The sequence below is a fragment of the Lentzea sp. CC55 genome (genome assembly GCF_021056325.1).
Classification (GTDB): domain Bacteria; phylum Actinomycetota; class Actinomycetes; order Mycobacteriales; family Pseudonocardiaceae; genus Lentzea; species Lentzea jiangxiensis.
On sequence record NZ_JAJCXE010000056.1, the window covers coordinates 522,794 to 534,557 of the forward strand.

Below are 11,764 nucleotides of genomic sequence, written 5' to 3' on the forward strand. Positions count from 1 at the left end.
CGGTCACCCCGTGACGACGGGCTTGAGCGCAGCCGCGAGCCGGCGCACGCTGTCGTTGTCGTAGATGGTGTCGACCGTGATGACGCTGTCGAACTTGGTGCGCAACATGCTGACGAACTCGACGGCGAGGATCGAGTCCACGCCGACGTCGGCGAACGACTGGTCCAGCGCGATGTCCCCGGGCGAGAGCATCAGCAGCTCGGCGAGCACGTCGATGATCACGTTCTCGGTTTCGGTGTTCGTCTCGGCAAGGCGGTCGCTCATGTCGATCTCCACTTTTCTTCGGTGTTGTCGGTCAGCGGGAAGCCGGCCCCGGTCCGTCCCGCAGCAGTCGCACAGGTACGGACCGATAGCCGGTGAAGGTGTTGGACCTGGTCGTGGTCGGTTGTCCGGAGAGGACGACGCGAAGCCGGTTCTCCACGAAGAACTCCAGCAGCGCGGTCAGCTGCGACTTGGCGACGACGGCGCCCAGGCAGTGGTGCGGGCCGAAACCGAAGGCCATGCTCGTGCCTTCCCTGCGCAGCGGGTCGAACGCGTCCGGATCGCGGTAGCAGCGCGGATCGCGCAGGACCGCGCCGAGCACCACCCGCACGGTGTCGCCGCGGCGGATGAGCCGTCCACCCAGCTCCACGTCACGACCCGCGGTCCTGCCGATCGTGGTGGTCGGCGCCGTCCAGCGCAGCGCCTCGTCGACGAAGCCGGACACGAGCTCCGGCGCGGCCGCGAGGCGGGAGAGCCAGGAGGGCTCCCGGGCGAGCAGCACGGCCAGCCCCGTGAAGGCCAGACGAGGTGCGACAGTGCCCCCGACGACGACACCGATCAGGTTGGAGAGCACGTCCTTGCGCGAGATCCGGCCGGCGCGCTCGGCGCGGTGCAGGTGACCGATCAGGTTGTTCTGCCCGGCGTTGCGCTGTCCCACCATCAGATCGCTGAAGAGGCCCGCCGCCTTGGCCAGGGCCTGGCGTGCCGACTCCCGGTCGGTCCCGGTGAAGGCCTCCGAGCCGGTGTCACCGAGGATGCCCGCTACCTGATCGCCGATCTCGGACATCTGCGGCTCGTCCAGCCCCAGGAGATCGGCCATGGACGCCAGCGCGAGCGGCCAGGCGATCTCGGCGTTGAAGTCGAACGCCGCAGCGTCGATCCGGGGCCGCACCAGGCGTTCGAGCGCTTCGGTCAGAGCCGTCGTTCGGGTTTCGACGCGCCGTTTGGTGAACAGGTCCTTCATGGCGGAACGCACGACGCTTCGATGGTCGCCATCCGTGGCGATCAGGATGCTGCCGCGCAACGGGTCCGGGTTGGCGGGCCCGTTCCACGGGAAGACACCCTGACCGGAGAGGAAGACGTCGTCGTCTCCCAGGACGACCTTCGCCTCCTCGGCGCGGAAGACACCCCAGAACTCGTCGCCGACGGCCGCGGACGCGAGCCTGTGCACAGCCGCGGCTTCGCGGAACCGGGTCAGCACGGCGTGCGGCTGTCCGTTCGAGAAGAGTTCGGCGGAACCGAAGTCCGGGGCTCCGGCAGCACATTCGGCGCAGCACGAAAACGCTCTCGCGGAAAGGTCCGCGTCCTGCTGCGAAAGCATGGTCCCTCCAGGTGGCGCCCGTTGCCGGGCGCTCGGCGAGTCGATCGAACCGGCTTCACCGCTGCGCCGGGCACGGCGAAGAGGCGATGCGGGTGAAATCTCAGGTCCGGGATTGGCGAACAGCCGTCCTCGGTGGTCTCCGAGGCTCCGGGTGTCGTCACTGCGGCATGTTGTCGTGACTGTGACGAGGTTGCCGGGCGCGCATCAGCGGACGGATGACCTTGATGATCGCGTCGCGGGTCTCCGCGGGGGTGATCATGGCGTCGACGGCCTGGCGGGAGGTCGCCAGTGCCGGTGAGAGCGCCTCCGCGCGGTAGTTGTCGAGCAGTTCCTGACGCCTGCCCGGATCCGCCGCGAGCTCGCGGCGGAACACGATCTCCACCGCGCCCTCCGCGCCCATCACCCCGATTTCCGCCGTCGGCCAGGCGAAGACGCGGTCGGCGCCGAGCTGCTTGGAGTTCATCACGATGTACGCCCCGCCGTACGCCTTGCGGAGGATCACGGTGACGCGAGGCACCGTGGCCTCCGAGAAGGCGTACAGCAACTTGGCTCCGCGGCGGATGACGCCGTCGGTTTCCTGCGACCGCCCCGGCATGAACCCCGGTGTGTCGACCAGGGTGACCAGCGGGAGGCCGAACGCGTCGCACATCCGCACGAACCGCGCGCCCTTCTCCGCCGCCTGCGTGTTGAGCGTGCCCGCCAACGTGTTCGGCTGGTTGGCCACCACGCCCACGGGCATTCCGTCGAGGCACGCGAAACCGATGACGATGTTCGGGGCGTAGTGCGGCTGCAGTTCGAGGAAGCTGTCCGCGTCGACCAGCCCGCGGACGACCTGCCGCACGTCGTAGGTCTTGCGCTGCTCGGCGGGAACCTCGGGAACCAGCTCCGGGTCGCGTGCCAGGTGCAGCGGCAGTTCGTCCCAGCACGAGCTGGGCAGGTAGGACAGCACCCTGCGGACCAACGGGAGCGCGTCCTCGGGACGTTCGGTCACGAGGTGCGCGAGACCTGACATCGCCGAGTGGACGTGGGCGCCGCCGAGCTCCTCGGCGGTGACCTCCTCACTCGTCACGCTGCGCACCACTTTCGGGCCGGTGAGGAACATGTAGGCCCGGCGGTCCATCACGATCAGGTCGGTCAGCGCGGGGGAGTAGGCCGCACCACCGGCACAGGCGCCGAGGATCACGCTGATCTGGGGAACGCGGCCGGACAGGGCCACGTTGCGGCGGAAGATCGACGCGTACCCGTCCAGAGCGGAGACGCCCTCCTGGATGCGCGCACCGCCGGAGTCGAGCACGCCCACCACGGGACACCGGGCCCGTTGCGCCTGGTCGAGCACTTGGGCGATCTTCTGCGCGTGCGTGGCCCCGAGAGTGCCCCCGAGCACGGAGACGTCCTGGGCGAACACGGCCGCGGGCCGCGCGTCGATCTCGGCGGTGCCGGTGATCACGGCGTCACCGGCGGGCCGCTTGGCCTGCATGCCGAAGGCGGTGCACTGGTGGGTCGCCTCGGCGCCGAACTCCAGCAGACTGCCCGGGTCCACGAGCGCGCCCAGCGCGTCGCGGGCACCGAGCTTGACCGGCGTCACCACGTCGGTCGTGTTCGTCGTCGTTGTCAAGGAATTCCTGTTCCTGTCAGCTCTCGAGGTCGGACCGGCGGCGGATCGGACAGGCTGTGCGCAGTCCGATGACGAACGGAACGCTTGCGACATCGCGGGAAATCGGGGGAGCCGGTCAGCGGTGTGGCGTTCCGTCAGGTCTTCTCCCGCCGCCGCGGTGGGATCACGGTGCGCTGAACGACAGGAGCAAGAACGACAGTGCGGTGGAGGAAGCGATTCGGCACTGTGGAGAACCGCAGTCCTCTGCCGGCGAACCGGAGGAGCAGAACCGGTGCCGGGAAGCAAGGTTGCGGAAAGGGTTCATCCTTTCGGTCCAACGAGAGCGGTTCAGCTGAGGGTCCATTTAGGACTTTGTTGTGTCGTTTGATTTCCAACGAGAGCTGACTTGGCTGGTGAGGCATGAACGACTTGCTTCGCAAGCGGGAGTTGCGGGTTTCCGCAGTCCGGCTCGGCTCAGCTCTGACCTAGTCTCGTGAAGTCCCGCCGACGTGAGGGTGCCGGTGCCGTCGTGCACCGCCCTGCGCATCAGTCGAGGCGCTGGTGCAGTCGAGCAACGGGAGAACGCATGACAGCGGATCACCGCCGTGCCGCAGTGCGGACCCGGTCCCGGACGGGGATCCGGGAGCACCGTGTGATCGAGCCGGGCACGTCGACTCCGGAACACTCGTGCCCGTCGACCACCCCCGAGGTCGCGAGCCGCCTCGGACCGACCGCGGTGCCGGCTTCCGGCCTGAACGCCGGGTGCGCTCGGCACGTTCGACCTGGGCTCGGGCAGCCCCTCGACCCCCAGGACGCTCACTTCCGAATGGACGGTCCGCCGGTCTTCCGCAACGACTGGCGATCGAGGCCGTGGACCGGTTCGCCTGCCGCCAGGCGAACGCGCGGATTCTCGTGGCGGTGGCACGCACTCTTGAGGTGTCCGAAGAACGTGTCGTCATGAACGTCGACCGCGTGGGCAACACCGTCGCCGCCTCCATCCCTCTCGTCCTCACCGACGCGGCCGCGGCAGCGACATCCTCGGCGCGGATCTCGGCTGGGACTCCACCGTGATCACCTGGCCGCCCGTCGACCTCGGCTGACCGGCCGCGAACTCATCCCACTCACAACCCGGAGGACCACATCATGAGCAACAACGACACGTTGAACCGGTTGACCACGCTGCTCGTCTCGCACTTCGGCGCGTCCGAGCAGCGGGTCAGCGGCACGGCGACCTTCGAGGAGCTGGACTTCGACTCGCTCGCGCTGGTGGAGCTGGCGATGGTGGCGCAGAAGGAGTTCGGTGTCGAGGTGGACGAGCAGGAGATCACTCCCGACCAGTCCGTCCAGGACGTCGCGGAGCTGATCGACGCGAGGACGGTCGCCGCCTGATGTCGTGGCCGGGTGCGGGTTTCGCCGCGGCGGTGACGGGACTCGGCCTGGTGACGCCGGTGGGCATCGGTGTCGAGTCCTCGTGGCGACCCGGATGCCGCGCTGGGGGCGCTGCACGACTCGGGTCTCGACCAGTCCACCTGGGATGGTGCTCGGCAACGCTGGGGAGTGGCGACGCTGCGACGTGGTGATCACCGGAGGCGCGGAGGCCGCACCCGGTCGAACGATGATCACGGGATTCGCGAGGATGGGCGTGTTGTCCCGCCGCGCCTCGGACCCGAACGCCGTTATCGTCGTGACCGCACCATGATGTGGTGGTCTGTGTTGTTGCTCCGCTGAGATGGCGAAGACGAAATTGCGTGGGGAAAAGAAGCGGATTGCGATTTTGCGGCCCGCGCGAATTATGGGCGCAGGAATTCCGTCGAATGTGAGGAAATCGACTTCGCGGCGCGGTGATTGGCCGCCGACGCGGTGCCGGTGCGGGCGGCATCGGCCGCAGCCGCTGCGGCCCGGCCCGTGATGCCGATTTCCCCTCGGCGCGGCGTCATGTCACCGGACCTTCCCCGCCGCCGACGGCCGGTCGCACTCAGAACGCGTTGAACCAGCCCATCACGGACGCGACCATGAACGCGAGCGTCAGCAGGGTCACGATCACGATCGCCACCAGCGTCACGATCGGAGCCTTGCGCGACGGCATCGGTTGCGGATGGGACAGGCCGGAGGTCTGCCCGGAGTCGGGCGGGGTGTCGCCCGGTGCGACGCCGCCACCTCGTTCCAGGCCCGGGGTGAGGGCGGGATCCGGGTCGGGCGGCGTGTCCCGGGGAGCACCGCCACCCTTCAGCCCGGCGTTGCGGTTGGGATCCGAATGAGCGGGAGTTGCGGTCATGCTCTCCAAGTACCCCGGTGTACCAGCGCGAACCGCCGCCGGAACGGCGCAGGTGGTGACCGTCGCCGAACGGTCCACACCGGAACCCCGTGGTCGTCGCTCGACCGGGTGAACAGAGCTGCCCGGCGCTGAGCCGGGTTCAGCGACCGTGGCAGGAACCACCCCGGTTTCGGATGCCGTAGACGACCGCGCAGTCGGCTCGTGGTGGCCGGTGCCGTCGCACTGAGCGACTTCGCCCCAAGGTCGCGTCGAAAAGCGCAAAGCACATTACCGCTGCGCATTTCCGGTATTCGACTTGTTCGACTGTCGAACGCCTTGACCGCGGTTGCGGGCGCTGTTACGACTGAGTCGCGTAATCCGAGTTGTTTGGGTCTTGAATGAGATGAACTCCCTGGAGACGTGATGACGGCAGGTCGAGACCATTCGGAGAACAAGTCGCCGCTCGTGCACCGGCGCACGCTGCTGGCCGCGGGCGCCGCACTACCGGTGCTCGCGACGGCGACACCGGCTTCCGCGGCGACATCGGTGGTCGTCGAACCGTCGAACGTGCAGCAGACGATCCTCGGCTTCGGCGGGATGAACCACACCGTCTGGATCAACGACCTGACCGCCGCCCAGCGCGACACCGCCTTCGGCAACGGCGCGGGGCAGCTCGGCTTCACCGTGCTGCGCATCCCCGTGCACGAGGACCGGGCCAACTGGAGTCGCGAGGTGGCCACGGCGCGGCGTGCGGTCGAGCTCGGGGCCAAGGTCATCGCCTCGCCGTGGAACCCGCCGGCCTCGATGACCGAGACCTTCTCCGGTGGAAAGAGGCTGCGTTACGCCTCGTACGGCGCCTATGCGCAGCACCTGAACGACTTCGTCGCCTTCATGGCGGGCAACGGGGTGAACCTGTACGGCATCTCGGTCCAGAACGAGCCGGACTACGCGCACGAGTGGACGGCGTGGACGTCCAGCGAGATCGTGCGGTTCCTGCACGAGAACGCGGGGGCGATCAACACCAGGGTCATCGCCCCCGAGTCGTTCCAGTACCGCAAGAACCTCTCCGACCCCATCCTCAACGATCCCGCCGCGCTGGCGAACGTGGACATCATCGGCGCGCACCTCTACGGCACCCAGCCCGCGGACTTCCCCTACCCGCTCTTCCGGCAGAAGGGCGCCGGCAAGGAGCTGTGGATGACGGAGGTCTACCACCCCAACAGCAGCGACTCCGCCGATCTGTGGCCGCAGGCCCTCGACGTGGGCGAGCACATCCACCGGGCGTTGGTGGACGGCCGGTTCCAGACCTACGTGTGGTGGTACATCCGCCGCTCCTACGGCCCCATGCGCGAGGACGGGCAGATCAGCAAGCGCGGAGCCAACATGGCGCATTTCGCGAAATGGGTCCGCCCCGGCTACTCGCGGATCACCGCGACCGCGAACCCGCAGGCGAACGTCTACATCTCGGCGTTCAAGAGCGGGTCCAGGATCGTGATCGTGGCCATCAACAAGAACACGTCGCCGGTGGACCACGTGTTCACCATCCGCGACACCGGTTCGGCGACGATCTCGACCTGGTTGACGAGCGCGAGCGCGAACCTCGCCCACTACAACAACTTCACGATGTCCGGCGGGACGTTCAACGCTCAGCTGCCGGCTCGCAGCATCAGGACGTTCGTGCTGAACTGATCTCTCACAGGCCGGTCACGTGTGAGATCAGCAGCAGGCACCCCAGGGCGACGAACGAGAGCGCCGCCGAGACCGCGAGGGCCTGCCAACGGTTGCGCGAGATCAGCAAGGGCAACACCACCGCGAGTGCGCAGGCGGTGATCCCGGTGTCGCGGTAGCCGAGCACGAAAAGGTGCCACAGGCCTTCCATCCCGAACACCGCGCCCAGGACTCCCGCGCCCGTCCAGTGCCGCCAACCCCGGTCTTGCCGCCACCGGCTGCCGGCTGTCCCGAAGAGAGGTCCCGCGACGAAAGCCAGTGCCAGCCACACCGACGGGGCGTGGAGGTCGCCCATGCCGTCGCGGAAGAGTTCGGCGTACCCGTAGTAGCCGGCAACGGCGCCGACCTGCGTCAGCGTGCCGGCGAGGATCGGGCGCCGGGACCGGGCGCCGGCGACGAACGCCGCGACGACCCAGATGGCGCCAGAGTTGGCGAGGGAGTTGAAGCCGCCGGGGAGAACGCCTTGTCCGAGGTTGGTCAGCACGCCGAGCAGCAGCCCGGCGGGAAAACTGAAGATCATGCGGTCCAGAGTTCCCGCGACCGTCCAATCACGACATCGGCATTTCGGCCGATTTCCGGGGGACTTCGCGCCTGCGCCGGACGCCGCGGAGCGATCAGGCGGTGAGGGCTTCGTACCGGGGACGGGATTCGGTCCGCAGCATCTCGGCGACGAGGAACGCGAGCTCGAGCGACTGCTGGGTGTTCAGGCGCGGGTCGCACGCCGTCTCGTAGCGGCCGGCGAGGTCGTCGTCGGAGATCTCCTGGGCGCCGCCGAGGCACTCGGTGACGTCCTCACCGGTGAGCTCGATGTGGATGCCGCCGGGGTGCGTGCCGAGGCGGCGGTGCACCTCGAAGAAGCCCTGGACCTCGTCGACGATGCGGTCGAAGTGCCGGGTCTTGTAGCCGGTGGACGACTCGTGGGTGTTGCCGTGCATCGGGTCGCACTGCCAGATGACCTTGTGGCCGCTGGCCTCGACCTTCTCCACGATCGCGGGCAGCACGTCGCGCACCTTCTGGTTGCCCATGCGCGAGATGAGCGTCAGACGACCCGGTTCGTTGCGCGGGTCGAGGCGCTCGACGTACTCGACGGCCATCTCCGGCGACGTCGACGGCCCGATCTTCAGGCCGATCGGGTTCGCCAGCATCTCGGCGAAAGCGATGTGCGCGCCGTCGAGTTGACGGGTGCGCTCACCGATCCACAGGAAATGGGACGACAGGTCGTAGAGGCGGGGCTCGTCGCCGGTGGTGTCGAGGCGCAAGAGTGCGCGTTCGTAGTCGAGGAGCAGCGCTTCGTGCGAGGCGAAGATCTCCGTGCCGTGCAGTGATTGGTCGTACACGTCACAGGCGGCCATGAATCTCAGGCCGCGGTCGATTTCGCCGGCCAGGGCCTCGTAGCGCTCGCCGGCGGGTGAGGTGCGCACGAAGTCGCGGTTCCAGTCGTGCACCCGGTGCAGGTCCGCCAGACCCGCGCCGGTCAGCGCCCGCAGCAGGTTCATGGCCGCGCCCGCGTTGGCGTAGGCGCGGATCATGCGACCCGGGTCGGGAACACGGGCCTCGGGCGTGGCGACCAGGGAGTTGATGATGTCGCCGCGGTAGGACGGCAGACCCAGCGCGTCGATGTTGGACGAACGCGGCTTGGCGTACTGGCCGGCGATGCGGCCGACCTTCACCACGGGCAGGCTCGCACCGTAGGTCAGCACCACGGCCATCTGCAGCAGGGTCCGGATGTTCGCGCGGATGTGCGGCTCGGTGTTGTCGGCGAACGTCTCCGCGCAGTCACCGCCCTGCAGCAGAAACGCCTCACCGTTCGCGACCTGCGCCAGTTGCGTGTGCAGCCGGTCGATCTCGGCGGGCACGGTGATCGGCGGCACGCTCTCGAGCACGGTCCGCACACGACGCACCTGTTCGGCGTCAGGCCATTCGGGCTGCTGGGCAGCCGGACGCGACAGGGCGTCCGTCAGCTTCCGCAGCAGTGGCCCAGGCAGCGGTGGAAGTTCTGGCAACGCGTCCACCGGCACGTCCACGGTCCAGTTCACAGGGCGAGGCTACGACAGCGCGTTGAGCACGTCGTCCGTCGTTCCGCAGGGCTGAACACCGATCCGCCGCCGGTTCCGCCCAGCAGAACGTGACCTTGTGCACGGCCACTCGTGAGCGGATCCGCACCGCTGGCATTCCTCGCCACCGCGACCGCGCGCTGGTGCCGGCCGAGCGGCCCGGCACCCAACTGGTCTGCGCTCTGCGTCACGCTCACGTGACTGGCGTGAGGACGTCCATTCACCTTCCGGTGAGAAAACTCGGCGTCACCTCCGCCAGCACTGCGGACTTCCGCAGTGGGGCCGATGCGGAACTGGTTAGCCTGGATCTGCGCCAGCCGAAGGTAACGCACGTCCGAGCAACTGCAGGGGGCGGACGGCTCGTACGTGATGATCTCAGCCCGTTCTGTCACCTACCAGGTGAAACGCTGTACGCGTCGATGATGCCGAAGATCGGTCGCGATGTATGTTTTTGTCGTTGCGGTTTTCCGTGATGTGCGGGCGGTCGATCTGCTCCAGGATCGAGATGTCGGCGCAAAGAGAATTCATCGCATCCAGGTGAACAGCTCCTTCTGCGCAGCGGACGTCCACGCAGAATCGGCTTCACCAGGAGACGGACCGAGTTTGCCGGGGGAACACCACGGAACGGTGGCGTGCAGGCGTCAGAGTCGACGAGAACAGATTGGCAACGGTGCACAATGATCGCTGAGCCGGATGTGGTGCGGGAATCGGCGTTGGCCGGCAAGGTCGTGCTCTGGGAGGAGTCGGCGCGGGACGGGGCGCAGGGCAAGACCTTGATGAGCCCCGAATTCCGGGTGTGGCTGGCGCGCGAGCAGGGGGCGATGTTCGGTGAGGACGGTCCTCGGCACGTCGTGTTCGCCGCCGGTTTCCCCGCGGTGTGCAAGGAGGAGTTCGAGGCCGTGCGCCGGGTCGCGGTGGAGGCCGAGGGAACGGTGAGTCCCGCGGCGGTCTGCCGGGGGACGGCCGCGGACGTACGACAGGCGATCGCTTCCGTGCACGGCATCGCGCATGCGCGGGTCATGCTCGTGGTCCCGGCGTCGGAGGCCATGGCGGAAGTCATGACGCACCGGCGGGCAGCCGAGGCCGTGCGCGCCGGTGCCGCCCTCGTGAGCGACTCGCTGGGTGCCGGGGTCGCGGTGGACGTGTGCCTGGCCGACGCGTCTCGTGCCGATCACGGTCTGCTCGCGGACGCCGCCCGTGAGCTGACGGCCGCGGGAGCGGGGGTGGTGTTCCTCGCGGACACCGTGGGGGACCAGTTGCCCGCCGAGTCGGGCGCGATGTTCGCGGCCGCGCGCTCCGAAGGCGTGGTGCTCGCTTCGCACGCGCACAACGACCTCGGCCTGGGGCTGGCCAACACGCTCGAAGCCGTGAGCAGCGGTGCGCGGGTGGTGTCCTCCTCGTGGCTGGGCGTTGCCGAGCGCTCCGGTCTGGTGGCGACCGAGCAGGTGCTGTTCCTGCTGGCCTACCGCGCCGACCGGACGAAGGTGCTGCTCGGCGAGGACGCCGACGCGTGGAGCACGCCCCCGGACCTGACCCGGCTGCCCGGCCTGGCCCAGGCCGTGGCCGAGGAGATCGGTGTCCCGCTGGGGGTGACCACCCCGGTGGTGGGCACCGGTGTCGGCACGATCTCCACCGGCACCCCGTTCGTGCACCCGGAGCTGTTCCAGCCCTTCGCCCCGGAGCAGCTGGGCATCACCCCGAGCGTCGTGCTCACCCACCTGGCCAGTGCCCGTGTCGTCACCGCTGTCGCCGGCCGCCTCGGTCACGAGCTCGACGCCACCGGCGCGCGCATGGCGATGGCCTGGGTCAAGTCCCGCGCCTACCAGCAGGGCCACGCCGTGGTGGACGACCAGGCGTTCGCCCACTACCTCGACGGGATGCGCGCCGGAGCGGGACAACAGCGGTGATCGTCGACCTCGAAGACGTGCGAGACGCGCTGGGCAGAGGAGAGGCGGTGGTGCTGCCGAACCCCGCCCCGCTGACGCACGTCGTCACCGCCACCACCCCGGCCGCGGTCAACGCCGCCAAGGGCCGACCGGTCGACCAGGCCGTCGCGGTGTGGGCGCACAGCCCCGACGTCCTCGCCGAGATCATCTCGGCGACGACGCTCGAGCCGGCCGCGGCCGCCCTGGCCCACCGGCTGCTCGGCGACGAGCACGTCACCCTGCTCGTACCGACGTCGCCCGGCGTTCCCGGCTGGCTGGCGCCCGCCACCAGGGACGCCTGGACGCTGCTGTTCGGCGCTCGCTGGACGCCGGTGCGCCCGGTGCTGGACCCGTTCCCCCTGCTCTACGTGAGCAGCGCGAACCGCACCGGTCACCCGCCGGTGGCCTCGACCGCCGACGCCCTCGCGATGTTCCCGCCCGGCACGCCCGTGCTGGACCTCGCGGACAGCAGCCGGGCGGAGCCGGTCCGGCGAGCCACCACGACGCTGCGCCTGCACCCCGGCGGGGGACTCGACCTGCACCGCCGCGGTGCCCAGGACCACCAGCACCGCGACGCCACCGCCTACCTGGAGCACCTGCGGTCCCGCTACCCCGAATCCTGATCCG

Annotated in this window: 11 protein-coding genes; 5 read left to right on the plus strand and 6 right to left on the minus strand. The window is 69.0% G+C overall.

Annotated features, from left to right (window positions below; all coding sequences use genetic code 11):
* Window positions 1–3: 3 nt before the first annotated feature.
* The 3 genes from L6E10_RS37350 to L6E10_RS37360 all read right to left on the minus strand — a co-directional run bounded on the left by L6E10_RS37350 (window position 4) and on the right by L6E10_RS37360 (window position 3,197).
* The gene (locus L6E10_RS37350) at window positions 4–264 is read right to left on the minus strand and encodes an acyl carrier protein (RefSeq protein WP_236224884.1); all 261 of its coding nucleotides are present in this window, start codon (window positions 262–264) and stop codon (window positions 4–6) included.
* Between the two features lie 31 nt (window positions 265–295).
* Window positions 296–1,582 (minus strand): cytochrome P450, encoded by a 1,287-nt coding sequence (locus L6E10_RS37355; RefSeq protein WP_236224885.1) that lies wholly within the window; start codon window positions 1,580–1,582, stop codon window positions 296–298.
* A 157-nt stretch (window positions 1,583–1,739) separates the two neighbouring features.
* The gene (locus L6E10_RS37360; protein WP_236224886.1) at window positions 1,740–3,197 is read right to left on the minus strand and encodes an acyl-CoA carboxylase subunit beta; all 1,458 of its coding nucleotides are present in this window, start codon (window positions 3,195–3,197) and stop codon (window positions 1,740–1,742) included.
* 741 nt (window positions 3,198–3,938) lie between these two features.
* Here L6E10_RS37360 and L6E10_RS41340 point away from each other — a divergent pair.
* Together L6E10_RS41340 and L6E10_RS37370 are read left to right on the plus strand one after the other, a co-directional pair.
* Window positions 3,939–4,247, plus strand: coding sequence for a 3-oxoacyl-[acyl-carrier-protein] synthase III C-terminal domain-containing protein (locus tag L6E10_RS41340; RefSeq protein ID WP_374237601.1), 309 nt, complete (start codon window positions 3,939–3,941; stop codon window positions 4,245–4,247).
* 72 nt (window positions 4,248–4,319) lie between these two features.
* The gene (locus tag L6E10_RS37370) at window positions 4,320–4,565 is read left to right on the plus strand and encodes an acyl carrier protein (RefSeq protein ID WP_090099158.1); all 246 of its coding nucleotides are present in this window, start codon (window positions 4,320–4,322) and stop codon (window positions 4,563–4,565) included.
* A 586-nt stretch (window positions 4,566–5,151) separates the two neighbouring features.
* On the opposite strand, the gene L6E10_RS37375 is transcribed toward L6E10_RS37370, so the two are convergent.
* Window positions 5,152–5,451 (minus strand): DUF6480 family protein, encoded by a 300-nt coding sequence (locus L6E10_RS37375; RefSeq protein WP_236225082.1) that lies wholly within the window; start codon window positions 5,449–5,451, stop codon window positions 5,152–5,154.
* Window positions 5,452–5,853: 402 nt separating this feature from the next.
* Here L6E10_RS37375 and L6E10_RS37380 point away from each other — a divergent pair, with 402 nt between their 5' ends.
* Window positions 5,854–7,119 carry a glycoside hydrolase family 30 beta sandwich domain-containing protein gene (locus L6E10_RS37380; RefSeq protein ID WP_236224887.1) on the plus strand — a complete coding sequence of 422 codons (1,266 nt, stop codon included), beginning with the start codon at window positions 5,854–5,856 and terminating at the stop codon, window positions 7,117–7,119.
* Window positions 7,120–7,123: 4 nt separating this feature from the next.
* Here L6E10_RS37380 and L6E10_RS37385 read toward each other — a convergent pair whose 3' ends face one another.
* Together L6E10_RS37385 and L6E10_RS37390 are read right to left on the minus strand one after the other, a co-directional pair.
* On the minus strand, window positions 7,124–7,687 hold the full coding sequence (locus tag L6E10_RS37385; protein WP_275677327.1) for a DUF6518 family protein: 564 nt from the start codon (window positions 7,685–7,687) through the stop codon (window positions 7,124–7,126).
* Between the two features lie 85 nt (window positions 7,688–7,772).
* The gene (locus L6E10_RS37390; protein WP_236224889.1) at window positions 7,773–9,194 is read right to left on the minus strand and encodes a class II 3-deoxy-7-phosphoheptulonate synthase; all 1,422 of its coding nucleotides are present in this window, start codon (window positions 9,192–9,194) and stop codon (window positions 7,773–7,775) included.
* A gap of 695 nt (window positions 9,195–9,889) precedes the next feature.
* Here L6E10_RS37390 and L6E10_RS37395 point away from each other — a divergent pair.
* On the plus strand, window positions 9,890–11,119 hold the full coding sequence (locus tag L6E10_RS37395) for a 2-isopropylmalate synthase (protein ID WP_236224890.1): 1,230 nt from the start codon (window positions 9,890–9,892) through the stop codon (window positions 11,117–11,119).
* Window positions 11,116–11,760 (plus strand): hypothetical protein, encoded by a 645-nt coding sequence (locus tag L6E10_RS37400; RefSeq protein WP_236224891.1) that lies wholly within the window; start codon window positions 11,116–11,118, stop codon window positions 11,758–11,760. The genes L6E10_RS37395 and L6E10_RS37400 overlap by 4 nt, the downstream gene beginning before the upstream one ends.
* The last annotated feature ends 4 nt before the right edge of the window (window positions 11,761–11,764 follow it).

Bases quoted from the DNA above. Each gene is read 5' to 3' on its own strand.
- L6E10_RS37350 (WP_236224884.1), bottom strand. From the start codon at position 264: ATGAGCGACCGCCTTGCCGAGACGAACACCGAAACCGAGAACGTGATC.
- L6E10_RS37355 (WP_236224885.1), bottom strand. From the start codon at position 1,582: ATGCTTTCGCAGCAGGACGCGGACCTTTCCGCGAGAGCGTTTTCGTGC.
- L6E10_RS37370 (WP_090099158.1), top strand. From the start codon at position 4,320: ATGAGCAACAACGACACGTTGAACCGGTTGACCACGCTGCTCGTCTCG.
- L6E10_RS37375 (WP_236225082.1), bottom strand. From the start codon at position 5,451: ATGACCGCAACTCCCGCTCATTCGGATCCCAACCGCAACGCCGGGCTG.
- L6E10_RS37380 (WP_236224887.1), top strand. From the start codon at position 5,854: ATGACGGCAGGTCGAGACCATTCGGAGAACAAGTCGCCGCTCGTGCAC.
- L6E10_RS37395 (WP_236224890.1), top strand. From the start codon at position 9,890: ATGATCGCTGAGCCGGATGTGGTGCGGGAATCGGCGTTGGCCGGCAAG.